Raw genomic sequence first — 25,972 nt, 5'->3', positions numbered from 1 at the left:
CGAAAGAAGGGGGGTGCCTTGTGGCGCTCAATAGCATCGAAGAACTGGTTGAAGACATCCGCCAAGGCAAGATGGTCATCCTCATGGATGACGAAGACCGCGAGAACGAAGGCGACCTGATCATGGCCGCCGAATGCTGCAAGGCCGAACACATCAATTTCATGGCCAAGCACGCCCGTGGCCTGATCTGTATGCCGATGAGCCGTGAGCGCTGCGAGCTGCTGAAGCTGCCACTGATGGCGCCACGCAACGGTTCCGGCTTCGGTACCAAGTTCACCGTGTCGATCGAAGCCGCCGAAGGCGTGACCACCGGCATCTCCGCCGCCGACCGTGCGCGCACCGTGCAAGCGGCTGCGGCCAAAGACGCCAAGGCCGAAGACATCGTGAGCCCGGGCCACATCTTCCCGCTGATGGCTCAGGCCGGTGGCACCCTGGCTCGCGCCGGTCACACTGAAGCCGCTTGCGACCTGGCGCGCATGGCCGGTTTCGAGCCGAGCGGCGTGATCTGTGAAGTGATGAACGACGACGGCACCATGTCCCGTCGCACCGAACTGGAAGCGTTCGCCGCCGACCACAACATCAAGATCGGCACCATCGCCGACCTGATTCACTACCGGATGATCCACGAACGTACCGTTCAGCGGATTGCCGAGCAGCCACTGGACAGCGAACTGGGCCAATTCAACCTGGTGACCTATCGTGATTCGGTGGAAGGCGACGTGCACATGGCCCTGACATTGGGCTCTGTTTGCGCCGAAGAGCCAACGCTGGTTCGCGTACACAATATGGACCCGCTGCGCGACCTGCTGATGGTCAAGCAACCGGGCCGCTGGAGCCTGCGCGCCGCCATGACGGCGGTTGCCGAGGCCGGCAGCGGTGTGGTGCTGTTGCTCGGTCATCCGCTGGATGGTGACGTGCTGCTGGCGCACATCCGTGAAACCGCTGATCAGGCTGTGGTGAAAAAACCGACCACTTACAGCATCGTCGGTGCCGGTTCGCAGATCCTGCGTGACCTCGGTGTGCGCAAAATGCGCTTGATGTCGGCACCCATGAAATTTAATGCGATATCCGGTTTCGATCTGGAAGTTGTAGAATACGTGCCCTCCGAATAATGACCGGTTGTTTCCGGCCCTGTATTCGCGGCAAATAAATCACTGAGGGGCGCGTAGAAGACGCGTCCCGGCTCTTTAAGAGATCTGACGAATGACCCTGAAGACCATCGAAGGTACCTTCATCGCCCCTAAAGGCCGCTACGCTTTGGTAGTGGGCCGTTTCAACAGCTTCGTGGTTGAAAGCCTGGTCAGCGGTGCAGTTGATGCCCTGGTTCGCCATGGCGTGAGCGAAAGCGACATCACCATCATCCGCGCACCTGGCGCCTTCGAAATTCCGCTGGTTGCGCAGAAAGTCGCTCAGAAAGGCGAGTTCGCAGCCATCATCGCGCTCGGCGCGGTCATTCGTGGCGGCACTCCGCACTTCGAATACGTGGCGGGCGAGTGCACCAAGGGCCTGGCCCAGGTGTCCATGGAGTTCGGCGTACCGGTTGCTTTCGGCGTCCTGACCGTTGATTCCATCGAGCAAGCCATCGAACGTTCCGGCACCAAGGCCGGTAACAAAGGTGCTGAAGCTGCCCTGTCCGCTCTGGAAATGGTCAGCCTGCTGGCGCAGTTGGAGGCCAAGTGATTAGCGACGAAAGCGATCGTTTCAACCCGCGCGAGCCACGTCCAGCGGACGCCGGCAAGCCTTCGAAAAGCGAGAAGCGCCGGGCTGCCCGTCAGTTGGCGACTCAAGCGCTGTATCAGCGTCACATGGCCAGTACCTCGCTGAACGAAATCGAAGCGCAGTTTCGCGTCGATAACGATTTTACCTTTGCCGATGCCAGCTACTTCCACGACATCCTGCACGGCGTTCCGGCCAGCCTGACCGAAATCGACGCCGCGTTGGCGCCGTGCCTGGACCTGACTATCGAAGAGCTCGACCCGGTTGAACTGTGCGTACTGCGCCTGTCCGCCTGGGAGTTGCTCAAACGCGTCGACGTGCCGTACCGCGTGGTCATCAACGAAGGGATCGAACTGGCGAAAGTCTACGGTTCGACCGACGGCCACAAGTTCGTCAACGGCGTGCTCGACAAGCTGGCCCCGCGCCTGCGTGAAGCTGAAGTGAAGGCGTTCAAGCGCTGATTGGCGTTTGAAACGGCTATGGGCGAGTTTGAGCTGATCCGCAATTTCTTCGCCGCCGCGCCTTGTGCGCAGGGCGGCGAAGGCGTTGCACTGGGAATCGGCGACGACTGTGCCTTGCTGGCGGTTCCTCCCGGGGAACAGCTGGCGATTTCCACCGATACGCTGGTGGCCGGCGTGCATTTTGCCGACCCTTGCGATCCGTTTCTGCTCGGTCAGCGCTCGCTGGCCGTTGCGGTCAGCGATCTGGCCGCCATGGGTGCTACGCCCATCGCTTTTACCCTTGCCCTGACTGTGCCGACGGTGACCGCCGATTGGCTGCAAGCCTATGCCCGTGGTTTGAACCGCATGGCGCAGGATTGCGGCGTGGCGCTGGTCGGCGGTGATACCACGCGCGGGCTGTTGAGCCTGACCGTCACCGTATTCGGTCGCGTCCCGGCAGGGCAGGCCTTGACCCGCAGCGGCGCACAACCGGGCGACTTGCTGTGTGTCGGCGGTGAGCTGGGCAATGCCGCCGGCGCCTTGCCGCTGGTATTGGGCCAGCGTGACGCTGACCCCGCTATCGCCCAGCCCTTGCTCGCTCATTACTGGTCGCCACAACCGCAACTGGCCCTGGGTCAGGCGTTGCGCGGCAAAGCGACTTCAGCGCTGGATATCTCTGACGGTTTGCTGGCCGATTGCGGCCATATCGCCCTGGCGTCGAAGGTGCGGCTTGAGATTGAACGCGAGCGTGTACCGCTGTCGGATGCATTAGTCGCGTTTCTCGGGCAGCGTGGCGCCGAACGTGCGGCATTGAGCGGTGGCGATGATTATGTGCTGGCCTTCACGCTACCGCCCGTCGAGTTGCCGACGCTGCTGGCCAATGGCTGGCCGATCCATGTGATCGGTCGCGTGGCGCAGGGCCAGGGTGTGGTGCTGCTCGATCGCGAAGGACATGACATCACCCCGCAAATCCGGGGCTATCAACATTTTCAGGAGTCACCGTGACAGATCACCCGAAACAGGTTCCGGCCGAATTCGTTCCGCCGTCGGTCTGGCGCAATCCCTGGCATTTCCTCGCGTTCGGCTTCGGTTCGGGCACCTTGCCCAAGGCACCGGGCACGTGGGGCTCGTTGGTTGCGCTACCCTTTATCCCGTTGTGGCAGATGTTGCCTGACTGGGGTTACTGGCTAATGCTCGGCATCACCATGCTGTTCGGCTTCTGGCTGTGCGGCAAAGTGGCCGATGATCTGCGGGTACACGACCACGAAGGCATCGTCTGGGACGAAATGGTCGGGATGTGGATCACCCTGTGGCTGGTGCCGGAAGGCTGGTACTGGCTGCTGGCGGGCTTCTTGATGTTCCGCTTCTTCGACATTCTCAAGCCGTGGCCGATTCGCTGGATCGACCGGCATGTCCATGGCGGCGTCGGCATCATGCTCGACGACGTGTTGGCCGGCGTGTTCGCCTGGCTGTCGATGCAAGGGCTGGTTTGGGTTTTCGCCTGAGCCGAGTGCTTGTCAGGGTTAAGTGAGGGACTAGGGATGGCTCGACGCTGGTTGGCGCTGATGGTTTTTGCTCTGCTGGGCACTGTGGCCAGTGCGCAGGAAGCAGCGCATGCGCCAACGGTCATCCATGTGGCCAGCGAAGACTGGGAAGACTACACCGCCGCCGATGGCCATGGTCTGGCCTGGGACGTGCTGCGCAAGGTGTTCGACCCGGCCGGGGTGCAACTGGATATTCGCAGCGTGCCCTACACCCGTTCGATTGGATTGGTGCAGTTGAAGGAAGTCGACGCGCTGGTCGGCTCCTATCGTGATGAGGCCGAGCAAGTCCTGTATCCGCAGTGGAGTTTCGATTCCGACCACATCTATGCGCTGGGATTGGCAAGCAACCCGTCACCGACCCTGGCGGCGTTAGGCAAATATCGCTTGGCCTGGGTACGGGGTTATCGCTACGAAAATTACTTGCCGAACATCAAGCGCTTCAACCAGATCGAGCGGCGTACCGGCATTTTGTCGATGCTCAAGCAGGGGCGGGCGGATTACTACATCGATGCTCTGACCGAGATTGAAGTGGTGATGCGCAGTGCCGCGGATCCTGCGCAGTACCACTATTCGCATCTGGCAGAGTTGCCGCTGTTCCTCGGTTTTGCCGACACTCCCCAGGCTCGGGCGCTGATGGCGCTGTATGACCAGCGTATGGAGCAGTTGGTGAAAAGCGGCGAGTTGAAGCCGATCTTCGAGAAGTGGAAGCAGCCGTATCCGTTCGAGCCGAACTGACCACAGATCTTGCGTCCAGCACTGTCCCCCTGTGGGAGCAGGCTTGCTCGCGAATGCGGTGGTTCAGCTAGCCTGTTGGTCGACTGACACGACGTCTTCGCGAGCAAGCCCGCTCTCACAGGGATCTGCGCTGGCCCGCAGTTATCAAGCTTTTTGATCGTTATGGCCGATAATTCAGCCTAAGCGTCCACAGGAACCTGCTGTTACAATGCCCGCCTGCGAATTTTCAGACTCTTTAGATCAGGAGCACACCGGTGCCTGTCGTCTTTGTCGCCGCTTCCAAGCTGCCAACGCCTTTTGCGCAATTCACCATGCACGGTTTTCTCGATGAAGCCACCGGCCGCGAGCACGTTGTGCTGAGCCTGGGTGATTTTGCCGACGGAGCCCCGGTACTCGGCCGTTTGCACTCCGAATGCCTGACGGGCGACGCCTTGTTCAGCCAGCGTTGCGACTGCGGCTCGCAACTGGAGGGCGCCCTCAAAGCCATCGCTCGCGAAGGCCGTGGCGTGTTGCTCTACCTGCGTCAGGAAGGGCGTGGCATCGGTCTGTTGAACAAGATCCGCGCCTATGAGTTGCAGGACGGCGGCGCTGATACCGTCGAAGCCAACGAACGTCTGGGCTTCGCCGCCGATCAGCGCGACTACGCCATGTGCCTGCCGATGCTCGAGCATCTGGGCGTGAAATCCCTGCGTCTGATGACCAACAACCCGCGCAAGGTCAAAGCCTTGACCGAAATGGGCATCGACGTCGCCGAACGCGTGCCGTTGCACACCGGCCACAATCCGCACAACAAACTCTACCTGGCAACCAAGGCCAGCAAGCTCGACCACATGATGGGTAACGAGCATCAGGGCGAGGTAGATCGGGCGTGACCCGAGGTCAGGTTCGCCGTCGTCTGAGCGTCGACTGGTGGAAATACCTGTCGCTGGCGCTGGCACCGCTGTTCGTGCTCAACGCGCTGTTTGGTCAGGGCGAGGGCGTTCTGCCGGTGCTGGCGATGCCTTTGTTCATTGCCGGCGTGGCGTCGATGTTTGTCAGCCTGAAGTTTTTCGGCCGCTATAAGCACGCATTGATCGCCACGCAAAAAGCCCTCGATAGCGCCGATGAACCAGCGGCGTGGATCGCTCTGGCAGCGGTTCGCCGTAACGCGTTCCTTGCGGCAGCGTTGCCGGCGTGGATCGGCGCAGTGGCGGTATTCGTTGGCCTTGAGGCGGTACCACTGGTGCTGCTGGCGCTGTCCACTGCGGTGCTGTTCTACCTCTACCGTATCCCGCGTCAACTCGGCTGATGCGCCGTTTCTGGCTGGCGGTTCTGCTGCTGGCCGTCAGCGGCCCGCTGCTGGCGAGCCTGCGGGTCGTCAGCCTCGCACCTTCTCTTTCTGAAATCGTCGTTGAACTGGATTCGGCCGATCTGCTGGTCGGTGTGCTGGATGCCGGCGAGCGGCCGGCTGCGATTGCGAACGTTCCCTCGGTCGGTCGTTACGGCCAACTCGACATGGAGCGCCTGCTCAGCCTCAAGCCCGATTTATTGCTGCTGTGGCCCGGCAGTGTCGGCCCGGCGCAACGCGACCAACTCAAACACCTGAATATCCCGACTTACGTGGCCGAACCGCACAATCTCGAACAGCTGTCTGCACAGATTGAAGCGATTGCCAGTCAATTGGGGCGGCCTGAGCGTGGGCTGAAACTGGCCGCTGAATTGCGCGAGAAACTCAATGACTTGCGCCAGCGCTATCGCCGGGACGCGCCGCTGAAAGTGTTTTACCAGGTCTGGGACAAGCCGCTTTACACCGTCGGTGGCGGGCAGATCATCAGCGCTGCGCTTGAAGTGTGCGGCGCACGCAACGTGTTCGCCGATCTGAGCCTGCCGGCGCCGCAGGTCAGTATCGAGGCGGTGTTGCAGCGCAATCCCGAGGTAATTCTGGCCGGCGATCAGGCCCAGCTTGATGCCTGGAAAGCGTGGCCGCAGGTAGTGGCGGTAGCGCGTGGCCAACTGTTGTCGGTCACTGATAAAGGTTTGGAGCGCCCGAGCGGGCAGATGATCGAGGCAACCGCCAGGCTCTGCCACCTAATCGCGCCTGACCGCTGAGACCGAGGTGAATTCTTCGCGAGCAAGCCCGCTCCCACATTTGGAATGGGTTCCCTGTGGGAGCGGGCTTGCTCGCGAAGAGGCCAGTCAAAGCAGCGCAAATTTCGGCTCAGAGTTCAGGGGTCCAAGTCACTCCGAACATCCACGCCCGTCCTTCCTCGCGATAGCCATACTGACTGCCGTCATAGCTGTAATTCGCCCGGCTATAACCCTTGTCCAACAGGTTATCCACCTTCAGATCCAGTTTGATCTCACGGTTCAGCGCCCAGCTGCTGCGCAGCCCGAGCGTGCCGTAGCCACCCAGTGGCTGAGTGTTGTTCAAGTCGTCGTAACTGGCGCTGACTAATTGCCAACTGGCGCCCACGCCCAATCGGTCGAACTGCCGATCCAGATCCCAACTCAACGTGCGTCGCGCCCGACGTGCCAGGGTGTGCCCGGTTTCGCGATCACGCGGATCGATGATCGCTACGCCGAGATTGCTCTGCCAGCCGAACAGCTCCTGTTTCAACGCCGCTTCAAAACCGTTGATTCGTGCTGAGGCCACGTTCTGCGGCCGCGAGTTGCTGCCGAAAATGATCGCGTCCTCAAGGTCGGTGCGGTACAGCGAGGCTTCCAGGCGGGTGCTGTCGTTCAACTGGCTGCGCCATTGCAGTTCGTAGCTTTTCGAGGTTTCCGGTTTCAGGTTCGGGTTGCTGAAGTCCGGGTAGTACAGGTCATTGAAGGTCGGTGCGCGGAAGCCTTCGCTGTAGCTGAGCAGCAGATCGTTGTCCGGGTTCAGCGGCAGGGTGAACGTGCCGCTCCAGGTGTTCTGGCTGCCGAACTGCTGGTTGTCGTCGTGGCGCAGGCCCAGTTCGGTGGAGAAGCTGTCAGCCTGATAACGATGCTGGATGAACGCGGCGCGGTTCCAGCGGCTGTTCTCGTCGAACGCGGTGCTGCTGTTGACCCGGTCTTCATACCAGTCGCCGCCCAGAATCAGGCTGTTGCGCGCATCCAGGGTCAAGTCGTTCTGCCAGTTCAGCGAGTTGCGGTAGGTGTTGAACACCGTGCGCTCGTCGCTGAGTTTGTCGAGCGTCTTCTCGCGGTTTTCGGCATGGCCGAACTCGACGCGGGTTTTCCAGAGGTCGTTGACCCGTGCGTCCAGGTAACTGCTGAGGCTGCTGACGTTGAAATCGCTGTACGGCTGCTGTTGCACAGACTCAAACGTGTTCATGTCGAAACGGCCGAACGGGTTGTCGAACTCGCTCTTGCCTCGGTTATCCAGCAGGTTCGCGCCGACTTCGACGTCATCGGTCAGTGCATGGCTGAGGCTCAGGCTGACGGATTTGTTGCGGTAAGCGTCGTGATCGCCGTCGCTGGGGTAGGACTCGTGTGTGCGGTCAATCCCGGCGGTTTCATCCAGGCTGGCACCCAGATTGAAGCGGGTTTTGTCATCGCCACCGGACAAGCCAAGGCTGCGCTCCCAGGTCTGATGGCTGCCGAAACCGACGTGCAGTCGTGGCTGCAAGCCTTGCTCAGTGCCGCGTCGGGTGAAGATCTGAATCACTCCGCCAATCGCATCGCTGCCGTAGATCACCGAGCGCGAGCCGCGCAGCACTTCGACGCGTTCGATCTGCTCGATGTTCAAGTGCTGCAGGTTGCTGTCGCCGGAAGTGGAACTGCCGATGCGCTGGCCATCGACCAGCACCAGGCTTTGCGCCGATTGCGTGCCGCGAATGTAAATCCCTGGCAGGCTCCCGCGCCCACCGGCCTGCGCCACTTGCACACCCGGCACCCGACGCAACAGATCCGGCACGTCGCTGGGTTGCAGGCGGTCGATGTCTTCGCGGGTGAACACGGTGTTGGCGGCGCTGCTGTCATTGCGTGCTTGGACCTGACGGTTGGCGCTGATCAGCGTGTCCGGCAGTTTCAGGGCCTGATCGCGCTCGAAGGTGTCAGCGAGGGCGCTGGTGGCCGGAAGCAGCAGGAAGGGCAGGGCGAGGCGCGGGAGGTTCATCGGTGATCCGTAGGTCTTTCAGGTGTACACAAACCAAATGTGGGAGCGGGCTTGCTCGCAAAAACGCAGTGTCAGTCACTTCATCATTTGACTGATCCGACGCTTTCGCGAGCAAGCCCGCTCCCACAGGGTGTTGCGTTTATTTGTTGAGCAGTGCCAGACGCTCGCGAATCGACGCTTCGATCCCGGCCTCATCCAGCCCGCATTCGGCCAGCATCTGCGCCGGTTTCGCGTGCTCGACGTAAATATCCGGCAAGCCCAGGTGCAGCATCGACTTGAGGATATTTTCGCGTGCGAGAAATTCGCTGACTGCACCACCGGCGCCGCCCATGATTGCGTTCTCTTCGATCGTCACCAGCAACTCGTGGCTTGCGGCAATCTCGCGCACCAGTGCTTCATCCAACGGTTTGACGAAGCGCATGTCGACCACGGTGGCATCGAGCTTCTCGGCGACTTTCAGCGCCTCGGCCAACTGCACGCCGAACACCAGCAAGGCAACTTTGCTGCCCTGACGACGGACGATGCCTTTACCGATTTCGATCGGTTCGAGATCTTTCTCGATGGTCGCATTCGGGCCAGTGCCGCGCGGGTAACGTACAGCCGCAGGGCCGTTGTAGAGGTGGCCGGTGGAGAGCATTTTGCGCAGTTCGTTTTCATCGCTCGGGGTCATGATGACCATGCCCGGGATGCAGCGCAGGTACGACAGATCGAAGCTGCCAGCGTGTGTCGGGCCGTCTTCACCCACTAAACCTGCGCGGTCGATGGCGAACAGCACGTCGAGATTCTGCACCGCCACATCGTGAACGAGTTGGTCATAACCGCGCTGAAGGAACGTCGAGTAGATCGCCACCACCGGTTTGGCGCCTTCGCAAGCCATACCGGCAGCGAACGTCACCGCGTGTTGCTCGGCAATGGCCACATCGAAGTAGCGCAGCGGGAAACGTTCGCTGAACGCCACCAGATCCGAACCTTCCTTCATTGCCGGGGTAATCCCGACCAGACGCGGATCCGCGGCCGCCATGTCGCACAGCCATTCGCCAAACACCGCCGAATACTTCGGCCCGCCAGCCTTTTTCGGCGCAGCGGCCGGGGCGTCGACAGGTTCAAGTTTGGTGATCGCGTGATAACCGATCGGGTCGACTTCCGCCGGGGCGAAGCCTTTGCCTTTCTTGGTGACGATGTGCAGGAACTGCGGGCCTTTCAGATCGCGCATGTTGCGCAGGGTGGCGATCAGGGTCGGCAGGTCGTGGCCGTCGATCGGGCCGATGTAGTTCCAGCCCAGCTCTTCGAACAGGGTGCCAGGCACCAGCATGCCTTTGGCGTACTCCTCGGTGCGGCGGGCGATTTCCCAGGCGCCGGGCAGGCGCGACAGCACTTTCTTGCTGCCTTCACGCATGCTCGCGTAAGTGCGGCTGGACAGGATCTTCGCCAGGTAATTCGACAGACCGCCGACGTTGCGCGAGATCGACATGTCGTTGTCGTTGAGGATCACCAGCATGTTGGCGTTCACTTCCGGCGCGTGGTTCAGCGCTTCGAAGGCCATGCCGGCGGTCAACGCGCCGTCGCCAATCACGGCAATCGCCTTGCGATCGCTGTTCTGCAGACGAGCGGCAATCGCCATGCCCAGCGCCGCGCTGATCGAGGTGCTGGAGTGGCCGACGCCGAAGGTGTCGTATTCGCTCTCGGCGCGGCGCGGGAAGGCCGCTATGCCGTCCTTCTGGCGCAGGGTGCCCATGCGCTCGCGACGGCCGGTGAGGATTTTGTGCGGATACGCCTGATGACCAACGTCCCACAGCAACCGGTCGTCCGGCGTGTCGAAGACGTAATGCAACGCGATGGTCAGCTCGATCACGCCCAGGCCTGCACCGAAATGCCCACCGGTCTGACCGACCGTGTAGAGCAATTCCAGGCGCAACTCATCAGCCAGGGTTTCCAGCTCGGCTTCGCCTAACCGGCGCAGGCCGTCCGGCGTGTTCGCGCGGTCGAGCAGGGGCGTGGTCGGGCGCTTGCGGGGAATCTCATGAAACGTCGTGGGCATCAGGCGAATCGTTATAGGTATAGAAGAGGCGGCAGTTTACCTGATGCATCGCCCCCTGCCCACGCGTTGGTCTTCTTTGGCGGATATGCCGTCAGTGGCGGCGCTCGACGATATACCGGGCCAGCTCGCGCAAAGGCTCGGCTGCCGCGTCAAACGGTCGCAGGGCGTGCAGAGCCTGATCGCGCAACTCCAGGGCATAGGCCTTGGCCGCGTCCAGACCCAGCAGGGCCGGGTAGGTCGGCTTGTCACGGGCAATGTCGGCGCCCTGGCGCTTGCCGAGGGTGGCGGTATCGCTTTCGACGTCGAGGATGTCGTCCTGCACCTGAAAAGCCAGACCGATGGCTTGTGCATAAGTCTGCAGGGCCTTGAGTTCATCCGGCTCGGCACGGCTGCTGGCCAGGGCGCCGAGTTTGATGCTGACTTCGATCAGCGCGCCGGTCTTGTGCCGGTGCATTTGTTCGAGGGCTTGCTGATCGAGCTTCAGCCCCACCGAGCCGAGGTCGATGGCTTGGCCACCGACCATGCCCGCCGGGCCTGCGGCGTGAGCCAGCGCAGTGACCATTTGCAGGCGAATGTCGGCACTCAGATCGCTCAGGTGGGGGGCGAGCAGGGCGCTGAACGCCAGGCTTTGCAAGCCGTCACCGGCGAGTATCGCGCAGGCTTCATCGAATTTTTTGTGCGTGGTCGGCTGGCCGCGACGCAGATCGTCATCGTCCATTGCCGGCAAATCGTCGTGCACCAGCGAGTAAGCGTGGATCAGTTCAACGGCGCACGCTGCGCCGTTGGCCTGCTCAGCTTTGCCACCGAGCGCTTCACACGCGGCGTAGGCCAACAGTGGACGCACGCGTTTGCCGCCGTTCATCACGCTGTAGCGCATGGCCTCATAGAGGCGCGCCAGTTCCGGCAACGGGGCGTCGAACAGGCTTTGCAGTGCCGCGTTGACCCGGGCCTGGCTGGTCGCCGAATACGCTGCAATCATTCTGGCTGTTCCGCGTCGAAGGGTTCCTCGGCGAGTTCGCCATCACGCTCCAGCAGCACTTGTACCTTTTGCTCGGCTTGGGCCAGCGCTGCCTGGCAGTCACGGGTCAGCCCGATGCCCTGCTCGAAAGCGGTCAGCGAGTCTTCCAGCGACAATTCACCGTTCTCCAGACGCTCGACCAATGTTTGCAGGTCGGCGAGGGACTGTTCGAAATCCAGTGCAGCTTTTTTGCGGGCCATGGCGGCTATTTCCGGTTGACGTTAAACCGGCGCGACACTAGCAGATAGGGGGTTTATGGGCAAATGAGCGGGGCGCGGCCGACCCTTATCTCCTCACTACAGACGTCAGTGGTCAGTTTGAGGGATTGTCCGGGTAATTGATTTTGTATCGCGTGCTCCGTCCGCCTCCGGGCATACGCTGCAGGCAACCCTTCTCCAGCAGATACGCCAGATGTCGCGTCGCTGTGGCTTTGGAAACCTTGGCCACCGCCTGATACTGCGCCGAGCTGATACCGTGTTCGAACCCGCACTCTCCACCGTCGAGCAAACGATTGAGCACTTTACTCTGTTCCACCGAAAGCTCGGATTCATGGTGTGCCTGCCAGAAGCGTGTTTTGCCCAGCACGCTTTCGATCCGCGCCATGGCTTGTTGCAGACTGCGTAAAAGAGTCTGCAGAAACCAAGTGAGCCATTGGGTAACGTCCAGCGTGTCCTTTTGACTGGCCTCGAGCACTCGATAGTAGCCGTTACGGTCATCGAGAATGCTGGCCGACATCGCGTAAAACCGGATGGCCTGCGCTTCACCTTGCGCCAGCGCCAGATCGGTAAGGGTGCGAGTAAGGCGACCATTGCCGTCATCAAACGGATGCAGCGTGACAAACCAGAAATGAGCGATGCCAGCACGCAGCAATGGATCCAGCGCTGTTTGATGCTGGCTGGCCTCGAACCAAGCGAGAAATTTATCCACTTGCCGCTCAAGACCTTGGCGCGCAGGGGCCTCGAAATGCACAGTGGGGCGGTCGAGACGACCGGAAACTACCTGCATCGGCTCGTCACCGCGAAGCGCACCGACATGCATCGACCTCGTGCTGAAGTCACTTACCTGATCCGGAAACAGCCATTGATGCCATTCCAGTAATCGATCCAGCGTCAGTGGTTCGGCGAAGCGCCGGGTGGCGTCGAACATCAGTTGTGCCAGTCCTTCGCTAAGTTGACTGACTTTATCGCTATCGGGCAACTCCAGCCCCAGGCGTCGAGCCAATGACGAGCGCACCGAGCCGACATTCAACTGCTCACCCTCAATGGCCGAAGAGGTCACGATGTTTTGCAGCAGTGCGTCGAGTTCGGTTTGAGCCGTCAGCGAGTTGCCGACGGATCCGGCCATGCCCATCAATTGGCCTTGTGCCTGTACGCATTCGCGTAAAAGTGGTGCCAGGTGTTCTGCCTGCCAGTTGAAATCGGGCCAATCCGGCTGCTGCCAGATCCATTGAGTCGTCATCGGTTATTGCCTGTAATAGGGACGTGAGCCGAATAGAAATGCTATTCGGCTCATTTAGTGAGCCGAATATGACGGCTATTCGGCTCACCGTCCACCAAGAAGACGTGATTCCCACCGCAAAAGCAGATGTATCCGATTGTTAAAAAACTACTAAATCGCTACTCTTCGCGCCTTCTACGACCTGGCAGTCACGGGTCTTTCAGACGAAACGCAGTTTCCACCGCTGTGAAGTACCGAGGATCGGGTGCAAGGTTTCGTTCAGGCATGGCAGGAGGCGTTACATGCGTTCATTTCTTTGGCTGCTGATCGGGTTGGCCTGTGCGCCTGCGCTGTGGGCTGCGCCGAGTGCCGAGTTGTCGGAACCGGTGGGCGGCTGGCGCTATCACGGGTTGCTTGATCGCAGCGAAAACCCGCAAGTCGCCTATCCGACGCCGCCGATCGATCGCGGTATCCAGCGCAATCGCACGATGATTCAAGGCCAGCTCAAGGCCATCGGTCACATGCGCCCGCCGCACAGTCTCGCCGTGAATGGCAATCCGCTGAATTTGTACACCGATGACCAGGGCCGTTTCGCCCGGCCGTACGCGTTCGGCGCCGGTTCCAACAGTGTCGAAGTGATCAGCGCCGAGGGCCAGTCGCTCAAGCGCGTGCAATTTTATGAAGCAAATAACCTGCGCACGCCGGCGAGAATTCGTCTTGTCTTGGGGTGGGACGATCCGAAAGCCGAACTCGATCTGCACATTGTCACGCCCGACGGCCAACATGCGTTCTGGGCGCGGCCGGCGCTGAGCAATGGCGGCGGTCTGGACCCGGATGGCGTCGATGGCCCCGGCCCGGAAATGTTCACCATGACGGCTCCGTTGCACGGTACCTATCTGGTTTACGTCAACTATTGGGGCAACTTCGGCAACGGCGGCTATAACTTCGAGGAGACCAGCAACCAGAACGAGGTGATCACCTCGCAAATCACGCTGGTACTCAACGAAAACACTGTCGACGAAAAACGCGAGACGTTCATCGTGCCCCTGCGGGCGATCGGTGATCTGCTGCTGGTCAAGACTTTCAACTATTAAGCATCCCGCAACACGGATGAACTTCGGGTTTTGTGAATATGAGTGATAACGCTGCTTCTCCGGCCGTCCCGACACCGGCCGGCAAACCTTCCCGACGCTGGCCGGCGCTGCTGATCGGGCTATGCCTGGTGGCCGGCGTGGCGGGTGGTTTTGGCTGGCTGCTGCTCAAGCCCAAAACACCGCCGGCCGAGCTTGCCAGTGACAAGCTCGGCCTGAGCCGTCCCGATGCGCTGCTGGAAACCCGCTCCCTGAGCCAGTTGCCCAAAGACCTGCTGACGGTGCCGTTCCTCAAAGCCACGCTCACCGAAGATTTCGTCTTCTATTACGAAACCCACGGCGACCGACTCGGGCTGATCGGCAGCCTGCGCCGGATCATCTACGAGCATGATCTGAAATTGCAGGACAGCCTGATCGAACAGCTTTTTGATCAACCGGCAGACGTAGCGCTATGGCGCGGGGCTGATGGCCGGTTGAAGGATTTCCTGTTGGTGATGGATCGCGGCGGGCTGGCGAAAATGCTGGAGCCGCTGGCGAAAGTGGCGCTGGATGACACGCAACTCAGCGTGTTCGGCAAACTTGAAGTCGGCAGCGACGAGGTGCCGCTTTATCAGCTCAGCTACAACGCCAGTAAATCCCTGTTGTTCGCCTCGCACGGCGACAAACTGGTGGTGCTGTCCAACCCTTCGAAATACTACGAGGCAGAAAACGGCCCGTCCGAAGAGTGGGGGCACGTTTCGCCTCAAGCGCTGGCGGCACTGCTCAATGGCGACAAACTGTTCCCGCAAGCGTTCGGCTTGCCGGCCAAGGCGCCAGAGATCAAACAACGCCTGTCGGTGAATTCCAGCGTGCTCGCCATGGGGTATCAGCGCTTTATCCCGAACTTCGCCGGGCTGCGTTTCGACATGGACGACAAGGGCTGGCACAGCTACCTGGCCATGGACGAACTGGACAACCAGCCGGACTTCGATTTCAAACCGGTGTGGCGAGCCATGCCGCTGGGCGCCAGTGCCTGTGTGACCTTGCCGGTGGCGGCCGAACCGCAGAAACCGCTGCTGGTGAAACTCGGCGCCGAAGAGGCGGTAGCGCAGACACTCACCGAGCACGTGGCTGGCGCGGCGGGCCTTTGCTGGTACGCCGATTCGCGGCTGTACACGCCATTGTTGGTCGCCAGTTTGAAGGATGAGGACAACAGCAAACTCGACGGCGATCTCGGCAAACTGTTTGGCTCGATGGTCGGCGCCTTCGAGCCAAACGTCGAAGAAAGTGTCTTCCCGGTGATCGAGAAGCAAGAAGGCCAAAGCCACGTCTGGCGGCGTCAGGTCAGCTCGAATTTCGGCCCATACGCAGCAAAAACCGCCGAGAACCCGGACGCGATCAGTGGCCGGGCGTTCATGAACGTCAGCCTCGCCCGCCACGGTTCGACGCTGCTGTTTTCCCTCGACGACAAACTGGTCGACAAAGCGCTCGGCACCCTCGACAAACGCTTCCCGCCGATGGCCGATGTGCTGCCCAAAGACGTACTGATGCCGATCTATTTCGGCCCTGACTCGATGGCGCAACTGATGCAGCAGGAAACCCTCGACAGCCTGCCGCAGGACATGGAACCGGTGTTCTACAACGCCGCGCAAACCTACCTGATCCCGAAACTGCGCACCCTCGGCGGTTACGGCAAATATGCCCTGACGTTGCCCGAAGGCAGCGAGCCCGACGGCCACTGGCAATGGCTGCCGCTGGAATGGAAAGCGCTGTGACGACACTGATCCGCAGCCTCGGCTTGCTCGCGCTGTTGCTCAGCGCGGGTGCCCGCGCCATGGAGGCACCGGCGCTTGATCCGGCGCAGTCCCAGGTCTTTCGTGCCTGGTTCGTACGCATCGCCCAAGAGCAACTGAGCCAGGGCCCGAGCCCGCGTTGGTACCAGCAGGACTGCGCCGGCCTGGTGCGTTTCGCTGCCAACGAAGCGCTGAAAGTCCATGACAACAAATGGCTGCGCAGCAATGGCCTGTCCAACCGCTATCTGCCGCCGGAGCTGTCGCTGAGCGATGACCAGCGCAAGCTCGCCCAGCAATGGCAACAGGGCGGCGGCAAGGTCGGGCCGTACGTCAACGCGATCAAACTGATTCAGTTCAACAGTCATCTGGTCAGCCGCGACGTGTCACAGGCGCGCCCCGGTGACCTGATGTTTTTCGATCAGGGCGACGATCAGCACCTGATGATCTGGATGGGCCGCTACATCGCCTATCACACTGGCACCACCACCCCCACTGACAACGGCATGCGTTCGGCAAGCCTGCAGCAACTCATGACATGGAAGGACACCCGATGGATACCCGACGCAGCCAACCCCAACTTCATCGGCGTCTATCGACTGAACTTTCTCTCCCAATGACCGGTGCCCGCATGTTGCGACTCTGCGCAAAAATTCCTCTGTTGCTGGCACTGCTGCTGCCGCTGGCGACTGTTAATGCCGACGATTCGGTGGAGCCGAGCGGCTACACGCCGGTGTCCGGTGAAAGCTTCTTCCTGCTGGCCGACAGCAGTTTTGCGGCGGACGAACAGGCGATGGTGCGCCTCGAAGCACCGGGCCGTGACTACCGTCGTTTCCGCATGGAACCCTACGGTGGCGCCGACATTCGCGTGTACCGCATCGACAAGCCACTGGATTTCCTCAAGCGCCAGAAGAACCTGCACCGCGTGGTCAGCGATGGCCAGTTCAAGGGCGAAGGTCTGTCCAATACCCTCGCGTACCTGTGGGACAACTGGTACCGCAAATCGCGGCGGGTGATGCAGCGCGCGTTCTCTTACGAGTCGCGCAAACAGGTCACCGAGGAAGTGCCGGAACTGAAGATGGGCAACGCCATCGCCGCACCGACCCCGTATGACGCGCAACCGCAATTCGCGCTGATTCCGGGTCTGCCGGTGGTCAGCCAGTTCCGTTATCCGCTGTGGCAGGCCAAGCCGATCCAGCCGCCGGCCGGGGTCAATCTGGCCGGGTCTTCGAGCGATTTCGTCAGCGTCGCGCCGGGCAACGTCTACATTCCGCTGGGCAACCTGAAACCCGGTCTGTACTTGGTCGAAGCGCTGATCGGCAAGTACCGCGCGACCACCATGGTTTTCGTCTCCAACACCGTGGCTGTGAGCAAAATTGCCGGTGATGAATTACTGGTCTGGGCTGCGCGCAAACATGAAGGCAGTTCGGTGCCGAAGGTCAATGTGCTGTGGACTGACGGCCTCGGCGTGATGAGCAGCGGTGCTACTGATGCGGATGGTTTGCTGCGCCTGAAACACGTCAGCCCTGAGCGTTCATTCGTGATCGGCGAGGACGAAGAGGGCGGGGTGTTCGTTTCGGAAAACTTCTATTACGACAGCGAAATCTACGACACCAAGCTCTATGCGTTCACCGACCGCCCGTTGTATCGCCCGGGCGACTGGGTGTCGCTGAAGATCGTCGGTCGTGAGTTCAAGAACGCACGGGATTCGGTGCTGCCGGGTGCGGCGGACGTCAATGTCAGCGTGCTCGACGCCACCGGCACCGAACTGCAACGAATGGATCTGAAGCTCGATTCGAAGGCCGGCACTCAGGGCCGTTTCCAGTTGCCGGACAACGCCGTGGCCGGTGGTTATGAACTCCGTTTCAACTACAAGGATCAGGCGTACAGCAGTGCGTTCCGTGTGGCGGAGTACATCAAGCCGCACTTCGAAATCTCGCTGAATCTGGCCAAGCAGGATTACCGCACCGGCGAACCGGTCAAAGGCAGTCTGGTGTTGCTGTACCCGGACGGCAAACCGGTGGCCAACGCCAAACTGACCCTGAGCCTGCGCGCCCAGCAACTGTCGATGGTCGACAACGAACTGCAATACCTGGGGCAATTCCCGGTGGAATTGACCAGCACCGAATTGACCACCGACAGCAAGGGCAACGCCAGCCTCGACCTGCCGGCCGCCGACAAACCGAGCCGCTACATGCTCACCGTGTTTGCCAGCGATGGAGCGGCGTATCGGGTCAAGACCACCAAGGAAATCCTTATCGACCGTGGCGCCGCGAGTTTTCGCTTGAGCGCGCCGCAACGCTTCAGTGCGGTCAACGACAAAGTCGCGTTCAGCTACGCCAACGAAGGTGGCAGCGAGCAAAGCAAAGCCGTGACGCCGAGCACTTATGGCTGGGTGCGTCTGGAGGATCAGAGCACGGGCGAAGGTAAACTGGCGGCCAGCGATAAAGGCTTCAGCCTCGCTTTTGAACGTCCGGGCACCTACAACCTGACCTTGAAAGATCAGCACGGTCGCGTCCTCGGCGCTACTGCGCATTCGGTCACCGGCGACGGCGTCAAAGCCGTGCCGGGCACCGTGGAAATTGTCCTCGATAAACCCGAGTACAAGGCCGGCGATGAAGCGTTGGCGCTGATCACCTTCCCGGAACCGGTCAGCGATGCCTTGCTGTCGCTGGAGCGCGACAAGGTCGAAGCCACCGCGCTGTTGGCCAAGGGCGGCGACTGGCTGAAACTGGAAAAACTCAGCGACACCCAATACCGCGCACGCATCCCGGTGAAGGACAACTTTGCGCCGAACCTGACCTTCTCCGTGCTCTACACCAAGGGCGGTCAGTACAGCTTCCAGAATGCCGGGATCAAAGTGGTCGCGCCGCAAATCGACGTGGCGATCAGCACCGACAAAACGGTGTATCTGCCGGGCGACACCGTCACCGTCGACCTGACCACGCAGTTCGCCGGCAAAGCCGTACCGGCGCACCTGACCGTCAGCGTCGTCGATGAAATGGTCTACGCGCTGCAACCGGAAGTCGCGCCGACCATCGACCAGTTCTTCTACCACCCGCGCCGCAACAACGTGCGCACCAGCGCCAGCCTGTCGTTCATCAGTTACGACGTGGCGTTGCCGGGCAGTCCTGGCGCGCCGGGCAAGGCCAACCGCAGTGAGCGTGGCGTGAAAGTGCTGGAGCGTCCGCGTCGCGAAGACGTCGACACCGCCGCATGGCAACCAGAGTTGCTGACCGGCGCCGACGGCAAAACCCGTTTCACTTTCAAAATGCCGGACTCGCTGACCCGCTGGCGCATCACGGCCCGGGCGATTGCCGATGACGGTCAGGTCGGGCAGAAGAAACAGTTCGTCCGTTCGGAAAAACCGCTGTACCTGAAGTGGAGCGGGCCGAGCAAATTCCGTAAGGGCGATCAGCCGCAACTCGGTGTATTCGCTTTCAGTCAGGCCGAGAAACCGGTCAAGGCTGAGCTGGTGACCCATTACGCCGGCGCCGAACAACGCCTGCCGGTGACCCTGAATAACGGCATCAACTATGTGCCGCTGCCGGCATTTGCGTTGGCTTCGGGCGAGTGGACAGCGGAACTGGTGCAGGACGGCAAAATCGCTGATGCCTTGGCCGTGCGCTTGAGCGCGACCGGCGATGGCTGGCAAGTGACGCAGACGCAAAGCCTTGATGTAGCCAGCGGCGACACGGCGTTGAGCCTGCCGGCGGACGCCACCGATATTCGCCTGCGCCTGGATGACAGCCCGCAAGCGCTGTTCCGTTCCGCCCTCGACGATCTGCTGAGCTACCCGTACGGCGGCGTCGAGCAGACGGCCAGCCGTTTGCTGCCGCTGAGCATCGCCTATCCGTCGCTGGCCTCGAACCCGCAGATCCGTGATCGCTTGCGCCTGATCATGCAGAACAGCCGTCTACGTCTGGTGCAAATGGCCGGGCCGTCAGCGAGCTTCACTTGGTGGGGCTATGCCGGTGAGCCCGATGCATTCCTCACCGCGTACGCCTACTACGCTGACTGGAACGCCAGCCAGGTGCTGGAACTGACCTTGCCGCCAGAGCACTGGCAGCGAGTGTTGGAGGTTTACGCCAAACAGGCGCCGAACACGCCGTTGCTGAAACGGGCGCTGATATTGTCGTTCGCCAAGCAAATGCGCTTGCCGGTCAACACGTTGCTCAGCGGTTTGATGGAGGATCTGGCAAAGGCCGGTGAAGGTAATGCCGAGACGCTGATGGACGACGGCCAGGACAGCCTGGTGATGAGCGATCCGGATTCGGCTTTGGGTCTGGCGGCGGCGCGGGTCTTGACCGCCTCGCTGGCCACGCAATCGAAAGTCTCCTTGCCTGAAACCTTCAGTCGACAGGTGGGTGCGGCACAACAGCGTCTGGCCGTGAGCTCGCAGCCGTTTGCCGAAGCGCTGAACCTGTCGCTGCAAGCGTTTGATCAGGCCCGTGCCACGGCGTTGTTGCAACGTCTGCTGCCACAGCAATCGACCCTCGAACGTGCGCTGGCGCTGAGCTGGTTGCAGCGCAGCATCGCGCAGGCGTCGCCGACCATCGCGCTGATGCCGGGTGAGGGCTGGAAGAAAAACTACGGCGCAACCGGCGAGATGTTCTGGACGTGGCAGGGCGCGACGCCGGTGCCGAGTGTGTTGTCGGTGTCTGGCACTCAAGAGCGTCCGCTGCGTGCGGCGCTGAGCTTCCAGACCCAGCAACCGGCCGTCGATCCGATGGCCGTGACCATCACCCGTCGCCTGTCGCGATTGGTGCCGGGCGACGAAGCGTTCACTTTCAAACTGGAGCCGGTCGGCACTAAACCGCTGTCCAGCGACAGCCTGTATCTGGACGAAGTGATCCTCACCAGCAAAGCCCCCAAACCGCTGCGCTACGGCATGCTCGAAGTGCCGCTGCCACCGGGCGCCGATGTCGAGCGCACCACCTGGGGCATCAAGTTGCAGGGCAAGGACGGCACCGAACCGACCTCGCTGGAGAAGGCGCGTTTCGAGCCGGGACAACTGGCCTACGCGGTGCCAGTGGATGCCCTGAGCGGCGAGTTGCGTCTGCGCCATTTGGTGCGCTTCTCGCAGAAGGGCCGGTTCAACCTGCCGCCGGTGCGTTTCACTCAGGTGTACGCGCCACAGCATCAAGCCCAGGAAGCGAAAGCCGCCCTCGGTCAGGTCACGGTCAACTGACATGACCCGGCCGCTGCTGTGGCTGATGTTGTGGATGATTCCTGCGCTGGCCACGGCGCAGGATGAGCCGCTGCGCGTGGCTTACAAAGGTGAGCTGTTGTCGCTGAGTACGACGCAACTGATTGCTCGTGAACCGTTGCCTTCGACCCTGGATGCGCCGCTGGGCAGTCTTTGGAAGCTGTTTGTCTACGCGTGGCTGGTGGATACCGGCGCTCGGGAGCCGGCATATGAATGTCGCGAGCAGTCGAAAGAGGAAGTCTATTGCTGCTCGGCGGGCGGCAAGATCGAGCGGGATCAGGCGTTGGTGAAGTCGTGTGGGCTGTATTTCGAGCCGGCGCGGTTGGGGATTTCTTCCAGCGGTTGGCGAACCTACTGGCAGGCGCGAAAGGCGCCATTGTGGTTGCTGGATTTGCCGTCGGTGCAACCGGCCACGCGGGTTTCTGTGAGTGAGCTGCTGGGCGTTCTGGCGTTGCTGCCAGCTCAAGAACAGATGCGCCGCGTATTGCTCGACGTGGTGCTCAATGCTGCCGACGGCAATGTCGTCGGTGAGCTCGGCGGGCGCTTGCGGGTGAAAACCTGGAGCTGGCTCGGCGATCATGACCGGCAGTCGCGACAGGGCGGATTTGCCGGATGGACAGCGGACGGCTCGCCGGTTTGGGCCGGTGGGCGCGGCACCAGTCAGATGGTTTTACGGCATTACGGTGCTGCACTGGCGACGGTGTTGCCAGTTGTGTGGCCGGCAGAGACGAGACGTTGTGTCGAAGTCGGACTGTTCTCGCGCTATCCCGTTGTGCGGGTTCTGGCTGGCGAACGGGTCGTGACTTCTGGCCCGTTGCAGGGCGACTACCGCGTTGATTTCGCCAACGGCAACGCGTTGGATATCCACAGCGACGGCGAACTGTTTCTGCTCAATGACAAACTCGTCGCAAGGCTGGATCGCGAAGAATACGTTGCCCGTGTCCTTGATCGCGAAGCCAAACCCGAACCTGGCGAAGCCGCCAAAGCACTGGCCGTGGCGATCCGTACCTATTTGCTGCAAAACGCCACACGCCACGGCGATTGCCTGAGCATCGACGACAGCAGCAATCGCCAGCGGGTCGCCCCGCGCCCGGCATCGGTGCAATCGCGCAACATCGCCGCCTGGACGGCCGATCTGGTGTTGGCCGGCAGCACCGTCACCTATCACTCTGACCAACCTGGCCCGGACAAATTGGCCTGGCAGCAAGCCGTCGAACAAGCCAACGCCGGCCAGCGCTACGACGCAATCCTGCTGCACGCCTATCCCCGCGCCAGCCTCAGCCGCTGGGATAACCCGGTCGCCTCCTGCGAAGCACTGCCCGCCGCGCAAGACTGGCTGCAAAAACAGCGACGCGGCTGGCGCCCGAAGCTGGAAAGCGAAACCGGCTACAACGAAGTCAGCACGTTCGCCGTGTGCAAACTCGCGTTCGGCCGCCCCTTCGTCGACCGCGAACGCCAGCGCATCTATGTGCGCGGCGTACTGACCTTGCAGGACCGCCTCGACCTGACCCACGAATATCTGCACCTGGCCTTTGAAGCGCATCCCAACGGCCAGGATGAAACCTACATCGAAGGGCTCGCCCGTCACCTTTTGCTGGAATAGACCATGACACTCCGTTATCCACAGGTCTTGTTGCTGCTCTGCACGCTGACCGCGTTATCGCCGACTATGGCCGCCGACAGCATCAAACTCGACACCCCGGTTGGCGGCTGGCGCACCGGCGCGCCGGGCGGCGAGGGCGAGAGCTTTCGTCAGACCGTCAACTACCCGGCCTCCTCGGTGAACACCCCGGTCGGCCAAGCCAACACAGCGCGCATCAGCGGCCAGATCAACGCCAGCCCGAAGAGCAATGAACCCGGTCGACTGATCGTCAACGGCGTCAGCATGCCGCTGAAAATCGACGCAGCCGGCCGCTTCGACCGTCCGTTCTCCTTCCCCAACGGCAGCAACAGCGTCGAAGTGCGCAGCCCCGACGGCCAACAACGCCGCCGCACCCAATTCCTCAACACCAGTGGCGGTGCCACCCCGCCAAAACTGCGCGTGCTGCTGGCCTGGGACAGCGACGGCACCGACCTCGACCTGCACCTCGTCACCCCCGACGGCGCCCACATCTGGTACGGCAACCGCGTCGCCCCCAACGGCGGCGCCCTCGACGTCGACGTCACCACCGGCTACGGCCCGGAAATCTTCGCCATGCCGGCGCCGATCAAGGGGCAGTATCTGGTGTATGTGAACTACTACGGTGGCGGGTATCGCAGCGATGAAGATGGCGGGGATGAAGCCGCGCAACCGCTGACGACTGCGCAGGTAACGGTGATCACTGAGGAAGGCACACCAAACGAGAAGATGGAGACGTTTCTGATCCCGATGCGGGCGGTGGGGGAGTTGACGTTGGTGAAGGCGTTTAGTTATCCGTGATGGGGAATTGGGCAGCAGGTTGCTGCCCAATTCCTTTCAATCACTCAGGCCGCCAATTCAGGCCGAAAACTGCTGGAGGTCAGACGCTTGAGCGCAATATCAAGAGCCTGATCATCGAACAGTTTGCTCTTGCGAGCAGCAGCACCAGCGCCACCGTCCCAATGCGTCAACGCCTCACGCACTGCAGGAACGGTCGCAGACACGCCTTCCTGGCTTAGCAGCCAATCGACTGTCGCCAACAACTCCATACCGAATGGCGATTCAAAACCGTCAATCAACTCGGCAGTGCGTTCTAAAGCCTGGGAGTATTCCTTGGCCTCAGTCTTCAGATACGTCTGCAAAAAGGCTTTGCGCTCTTGATCAAACCAGATCACATCGCTAATGCCTGCGTCACTGATGCGTTTGTCACAGTGCAGATAACTGCCATCGAGGTTATCGAGCAGGTGCTCCAGCCGGTTGGCGTACGGCCCATATCTGTGCGCGACAAACTTCAGATTCAGAGGGTTCTCGGTATTCGGCAACTTCTCGATAGCGCGCTCAAGAAACCAGGCCAGCTTCTGGATCTCTAGCAGACTGCACTCCATGCCTAACACCCAGTAGCGACGAACCAGTTCGGCGATAAGCGCGCGGGCTGGCGTGAGCTTTTCTACGCCCGAACGTTTGGCGACGTTCAGATACTGGTTCGAGGGCTCGTATACCAAGACATCAGCGTCCAGATCCCCCAACACTTCGACAATCTGCTCACGGACTTCAGGCCACTTCAAACCGCCGTTACCAGCACCTAGAGGCGGTACGGCGACAGATTTCACGTCGTTCTCAAGCAGAAACCGACGCAGATCATGCAAGCCTTCAGTGATCCACGCCATTTGCGACGGAGAACGCCAATGGCGTTTGGTTGGGAAGTTCACGATCCAGCGAGGGCCATCGAGTTCATTAGTGGCCGTCACATGCATCTTGCCGGTTTCTACTTCCTTCGCTTTACACGCTGCTGCATAGAGGCGGTAATTTTGCGCAAAGCGTTCTTTGAACATCAATGCGATGCCCTTGCCCATCACGCCCACGGTATTCACTGTGTTGACGAGGGCTTCGGTATTGGCTTCCAGCAGGTTGCCTTGGGTGAATCGGATCATTGGAAATACCATTTGGGACGCGCATGGACAGGCAGCGTCAGGCCTCTAGCGGCGACGTCCGCTTCTATGCGTGCTTTCATTGCATCGGTGTGGCACATGATGCCCAGTAGTCCCGTAATCGGTAAGTGATGGTGGATCAGCGCCTCAGCCTGATAACGCTCCATTTTGCGAGGATCATCAGGATCGCGCTTGAAGTCGCGCCGTTGAAGGATAGACCAATCGATCTGGTCGAGATTCGCCAGATCGCTGTAATAGTTTGTCCAACTCGGATAGGCGTGCGCGTTTGTGAAGACAAACGGTAGGCCGAGCTCTTCAACGCGATACAGGCTTGAGACCAGAATCACGATCTCGTCATTGTTGCGTTGCTGAACACTCCACCCAGAATGAATGTTCTGCATCATCACCGAGAAGGGCGTGAAGTAGAAGGGCACGTAATCGGCCAAAACGCCTTCCGGTGCGATAGGCACCTGACGGGAACGGCGCTTATCGATCAAGTCGACGTTACCGATATTCACGTACTGAGGTGCCTGTGCTTCCGAGTTTGCGCAATGCAGACCGTTGTCCAGAACCCAGGGCAGGTTATCGCGGTGGACGATACGCCAAATCAGAGCTTTCTCTGGATTCAGGCTGGTGTAGTTCATTTATAAGAACATTCCGGGATTCACGCTGATGGGAGTCGCAAGCTTTGCCTCGCGCATTTTAGCCTCACAAAGCGAGCTGACTTCATCGTTGGGTGTATAAATCCTGGAAAAGTTTTTGGGGTTTACCACTTCCGGAGATAGGCATTCGGCCATGCAAACGCTTTTGCATTCCGGGTTCTGATAGTCCCGAGTACTCATCAGCTCCCAATTAATTGCTTCAAAACCTGCGTTGTAATCGAGCAGTTGAATCGCATCATCAGCGAGTGGGTGCCGGGGAATAATTTTCCAACCGCTTTGTTTGGCAAATGATCGAAAGACGGAGATGAGGACGAACTTCTCTTTGGGCCGGCTGAGCTGTACCCGTCCATCAAACGGATTCGCGGCGAACCAGTGGAATGGAACATAGCGATCAAGATTGAGCGCTTTGCGCTTCTTGAGGATTTCGCTGTCTGCGACGTCGGTGAAATTTTCCAGACTGGCCCGAGGCTTTAGGCCTTCCTTAAAGATTCCATCCAGATTCTCAACGGAGGTGAGGTGGTAAACGAAGTATTTTTCCCTGATATTTGCGTCCGACATAGTGGTCTCCTTGACCTGCACATCAACCTAAACTGAATTCAGTCCCGGCCTCGCCCCGTGCTGATGTAACCCTCGATCCGTGGGGGTTGGTAGAACAGTCGTGATGATTCTAGTGTGCCATCACTTTT

General features: G+C 60.6%; 23 protein-coding genes. 15 read left to right on the top strand and 8 right to left on the bottom strand.

From position 1 onward, the window contains the following. The first annotated feature begins 20 nt into the window (after positions 1–20). From ribBA to K5E40_RS06970, 9 genes are all read left to right on the top strand, one after another. Positions 21–1,112: a bifunctional 3,4-dihydroxy-2-butanone-4-phosphate synthase/GTP cyclohydrolase II gene (gene ribBA / locus K5E40_RS07010; protein ID WP_221730246.1), complete on the top strand. Its 1,092-nt coding sequence runs from the start codon at positions 21–23 to the stop codon at positions 1,110–1,112. Between the two features lie 91 nt (positions 1,113–1,203). Next, positions 1,204–1,680: a 6,7-dimethyl-8-ribityllumazine synthase gene (gene ribE / locus K5E40_RS07005; protein ID WP_003228649.1), complete on the top strand. Its 477-nt coding sequence runs from the start codon at positions 1,204–1,206 to the stop codon at positions 1,678–1,680. Continuing rightward, positions 1,677–2,177 (top strand): transcription antitermination factor NusB, encoded by a 501-nt coding sequence (nusB, locus tag K5E40_RS07000; protein WP_221730245.1) that lies wholly within the window; start codon positions 1,677–1,679, stop codon positions 2,175–2,177. Before ribE ends, nusB begins: the two co-directional genes overlap by 4 nt. An 18-nt stretch (positions 2,178–2,195) precedes the next feature. After that, entirely contained in the window at positions 2,196–3,161 is a 966-nt protein-coding gene (thiL, locus tag K5E40_RS06995; protein ID WP_221730244.1) for a thiamine-phosphate kinase, read from the top strand. Further along, positions 3,158–3,661, top strand: coding sequence for a phosphatidylglycerophosphatase A (locus K5E40_RS06990; RefSeq protein ID WP_221730243.1), 504 nt, complete (start codon positions 3,158–3,160; stop codon positions 3,659–3,661). The genes thiL and K5E40_RS06990 overlap by 4 nt, the downstream gene beginning before the upstream one ends. Before the next feature lie 36 nt (positions 3,662–3,697). Further along, the gene (locus K5E40_RS06985; RefSeq protein WP_221730242.1) at positions 3,698–4,435 is read left to right on the top strand and encodes an ABC transporter substrate-binding protein; all 738 of its coding nucleotides are present in this window, start codon (positions 3,698–3,700) and stop codon (positions 4,433–4,435) included. A gap of 254 nt (positions 4,436–4,689) precedes the next feature. Further along, on the top strand, positions 4,690–5,307 hold the full coding sequence (gene ribA, locus K5E40_RS06980) for a GTP cyclohydrolase II (protein WP_221730241.1): 618 nt from the start codon (positions 4,690–4,692) through the stop codon (positions 5,305–5,307). Next, positions 5,304–5,723 (top strand): MFS transporter, encoded by a 420-nt coding sequence (locus tag K5E40_RS06975; RefSeq protein ID WP_221730240.1) that lies wholly within the window; start codon positions 5,304–5,306, stop codon positions 5,721–5,723. Before ribA ends, K5E40_RS06975 begins: the two co-directional genes overlap by 4 nt. Beyond that, positions 5,723–6,523: a cobalamin-binding protein gene (locus tag K5E40_RS06970; protein ID WP_221730239.1), complete on the top strand. Its 801-nt coding sequence runs from the start codon at positions 5,723–5,725 to the stop codon at positions 6,521–6,523. The genes K5E40_RS06975 and K5E40_RS06970 overlap by 1 nt, the downstream gene beginning before the upstream one ends. Before the next feature lie 109 nt (positions 6,524–6,632). On the opposite strand, the gene K5E40_RS06965 is transcribed toward K5E40_RS06970, so the two are convergent. The 5 genes from K5E40_RS06965 to K5E40_RS06945 all read right to left on the bottom strand — a co-directional run bounded on the left by K5E40_RS06965 (position 6,633) and on the right by K5E40_RS06945 (position 13,030). Further along, a complete protein-coding gene (locus K5E40_RS06965; protein WP_221730238.1) occupies positions 6,633–8,516 on the bottom strand; it encodes a TonB-dependent receptor domain-containing protein in 1,884 nt (627 codons plus the stop codon). A gap of 139 nt (positions 8,517–8,655) precedes the next feature. After that, positions 8,656–10,554 (bottom strand): 1-deoxy-D-xylulose-5-phosphate synthase, encoded by a 1,899-nt coding sequence (gene dxs, locus K5E40_RS06960; RefSeq protein WP_221730237.1) that lies wholly within the window; start codon positions 10,552–10,554, stop codon positions 8,656–8,658. A 91-nt stretch (positions 10,555–10,645) separates the two neighbouring features. Beyond that, a complete protein-coding gene (gene ispA, locus K5E40_RS06955) occupies positions 10,646–11,533 on the bottom strand; it encodes a (2E,6E)-farnesyl diphosphate synthase (protein WP_221730236.1) in 888 nt (295 codons plus the stop codon). Beyond that, positions 11,530–11,772 carry an exodeoxyribonuclease VII small subunit gene (locus K5E40_RS06950; RefSeq protein WP_003228627.1) on the bottom strand — a complete coding sequence of 81 codons (243 nt, stop codon included), beginning with the start codon at positions 11,770–11,772 and terminating at the stop codon, positions 11,530–11,532. The genes ispA and K5E40_RS06950 overlap by 4 nt, the downstream gene beginning before the upstream one ends. 112 nt (positions 11,773–11,884) lie before the next feature. Continuing rightward, a complete protein-coding gene (locus K5E40_RS06945) occupies positions 11,885–13,030 on the bottom strand; it encodes a Fic family protein (protein ID WP_221730235.1) in 1,146 nt (381 codons plus the stop codon). A 281-nt stretch (positions 13,031–13,311) separates the two neighbouring features. Between K5E40_RS06945 and K5E40_RS06940 the strand changes: the two genes are divergently transcribed. The 6 genes from K5E40_RS06940 to K5E40_RS06915 are packed head-to-tail and all read left to right on the top strand — an operon-like array spanning position 13,312 to position 23,497. Then, a complete protein-coding gene (locus K5E40_RS06940) occupies positions 13,312–14,103 on the top strand; it encodes a YfaP family protein (RefSeq protein WP_221730234.1) in 792 nt (263 codons plus the stop codon). Between the two features lie 38 nt (positions 14,104–14,141). Continuing rightward, positions 14,142–15,854 (top strand): DUF2138 domain-containing protein, encoded by a 1,713-nt coding sequence (locus K5E40_RS06935; protein ID WP_221730233.1) that lies wholly within the window; start codon positions 14,142–14,144, stop codon positions 15,852–15,854. Beyond that, on the top strand, positions 15,839–16,489 hold the full coding sequence (locus tag K5E40_RS06930; protein ID WP_221730285.1) for a DUF1175 domain-containing protein: 651 nt from the start codon (positions 15,839–15,841) through the stop codon (positions 16,487–16,489). Before K5E40_RS06935 ends, K5E40_RS06930 begins: the two co-directional genes overlap by 16 nt. Continuing rightward, entirely contained in the window at positions 16,486–21,060 is a 4,575-nt protein-coding gene (locus tag K5E40_RS06925) for an alpha-2-macroglobulin (RefSeq protein WP_221730286.1), read from the top strand. Before K5E40_RS06930 ends, K5E40_RS06925 begins: the two co-directional genes overlap by 4 nt. A gap of 1 nt (position 21,061) precedes the next feature. Continuing rightward, entirely contained in the window at positions 21,062–22,681 is a 1,620-nt protein-coding gene (locus tag K5E40_RS06920) for a DUF2300 domain-containing protein (RefSeq protein WP_221730232.1), read from the top strand. A 3-nt stretch (positions 22,682–22,684) separates the two neighbouring features. Further along, entirely contained in the window at positions 22,685–23,497 is an 813-nt protein-coding gene (locus tag K5E40_RS06915) for a YfaP family protein (RefSeq protein ID WP_221730231.1), read from the top strand. Between the two features lie 44 nt (positions 23,498–23,541). Here the strand turns inward: K5E40_RS06915 and K5E40_RS06910 are convergent, their stop codons facing one another. The 3 genes from K5E40_RS06910 to K5E40_RS06900 are packed head-to-tail and all read right to left on the bottom strand — an operon-like array spanning position 23,542 to position 25,844. Beyond that, positions 23,542–24,627 (bottom strand): macro domain-containing protein, encoded by a 1,086-nt coding sequence (locus tag K5E40_RS06910; RefSeq protein WP_221730230.1) that lies wholly within the window; start codon positions 24,625–24,627, stop codon positions 23,542–23,544. Next, positions 24,624–25,268 (bottom strand): DUF4433 domain-containing protein, encoded by a 645-nt coding sequence (locus K5E40_RS06905; protein WP_221730229.1) that lies wholly within the window; start codon positions 25,266–25,268, stop codon positions 24,624–24,626. The genes K5E40_RS06910 and K5E40_RS06905 overlap by 4 nt, the downstream gene beginning before the upstream one ends. Continuing rightward, the gene (locus K5E40_RS06900; protein ID WP_221730228.1) at positions 25,269–25,844 is read right to left on the bottom strand and encodes a DarT ssDNA thymidine ADP-ribosyltransferase family protein; all 576 of its coding nucleotides are present in this window, start codon (positions 25,842–25,844) and stop codon (positions 25,269–25,271) included. Between the last annotated feature and the right edge of the window lie 128 nt (positions 25,845–25,972).

The organism is Pseudomonas baetica (assembly GCF_019733355.1).
In the GTDB taxonomy this organism is placed as follows: Bacteria; Pseudomonadota; Gammaproteobacteria; order Pseudomonadales; family Pseudomonadaceae; genus Aquipseudomonas; species Aquipseudomonas baetica_A.
This window is presented reverse-complemented; position numbering and strand designations above follow the sequence as displayed.

Bases quoted from the DNA above. Each gene is read 5' to 3' on its own strand.
- ribE (WP_003228649.1), top strand. From the start codon at position 1,204: ATGACCCTGAAGACCATCGAAGGTACCTTCATCGCCCCTAAAGGCCGC.
- thiL (WP_221730244.1), top strand. From the start codon at position 2,196: ATGGGCGAGTTTGAGCTGATCCGCAATTTCTTCGCCGCCGCGCCTTGT.
- K5E40_RS06985 (WP_221730242.1), top strand. From the start codon at position 3,698: ATGGCTCGACGCTGGTTGGCGCTGATGGTTTTTGCTCTGCTGGGCACT.
- K5E40_RS06970 (WP_221730239.1), top strand. From the start codon at position 5,723: ATGCGCCGTTTCTGGCTGGCGGTTCTGCTGCTGGCCGTCAGCGGCCCG.
- K5E40_RS06965 (WP_221730238.1), bottom strand. From the start codon at position 8,516: ATGAACCTCCCGCGCCTCGCCCTGCCCTTCCTGCTGCTTCCGGCCACC.
- dxs (WP_221730237.1), bottom strand. From the start codon at position 10,554: ATGCCCACGACGTTTCATGAGATTCCCCGCAAGCGCCCGACCACGCCC.
- ispA (WP_221730236.1), bottom strand. From the start codon at position 11,533: ATGATTGCAGCGTATTCGGCGACCAGCCAGGCCCGGGTCAACGCGGCA.
- K5E40_RS06950 (WP_003228627.1), bottom strand. From the start codon at position 11,772: ATGGCCCGCAAAAAAGCTGCACTGGATTTCGAACAGTCCCTCGCCGAC.
- K5E40_RS06945 (WP_221730235.1), bottom strand. From the start codon at position 13,030: ATGACGACTCAATGGATCTGGCAGCAGCCGGATTGGCCCGATTTCAAC.
- K5E40_RS06940 (WP_221730234.1), top strand. From the start codon at position 13,312: ATGCGTTCATTTCTTTGGCTGCTGATCGGGTTGGCCTGTGCGCCTGCG.
- K5E40_RS06935 (WP_221730233.1), top strand. From the start codon at position 14,142: ATGAGTGATAACGCTGCTTCTCCGGCCGTCCCGACACCGGCCGGCAAA.
- K5E40_RS06930 (WP_221730285.1), top strand. From the start codon at position 15,839: ATGGAAAGCGCTGTGACGACACTGATCCGCAGCCTCGGCTTGCTCGCG.
- K5E40_RS06925 (WP_221730286.1), top strand. From the start codon at position 16,486: ATGACCGGTGCCCGCATGTTGCGACTCTGCGCAAAAATTCCTCTGTTG.
- K5E40_RS06920 (WP_221730232.1), top strand. From the start codon at position 21,062: ATGACCCGGCCGCTGCTGTGGCTGATGTTGTGGATGATTCCTGCGCTG.
- K5E40_RS06915 (WP_221730231.1), top strand. From the start codon at position 22,685: ATGACACTCCGTTATCCACAGGTCTTGTTGCTGCTCTGCACGCTGACC.
- K5E40_RS06910 (WP_221730230.1), bottom strand. From the start codon at position 24,627: ATGATCCGATTCACCCAAGGCAACCTGCTGGAAGCCAATACCGAAGCC.
- K5E40_RS06905 (WP_221730229.1), bottom strand. From the start codon at position 25,268: ATGAACTACACCAGCCTGAATCCAGAGAAAGCTCTGATTTGGCGTATC.
- K5E40_RS06900 (WP_221730228.1), bottom strand. From the start codon at position 25,844: ATGTCGGACGCAAATATCAGGGAAAAATACTTCGTTTACCACCTCACC.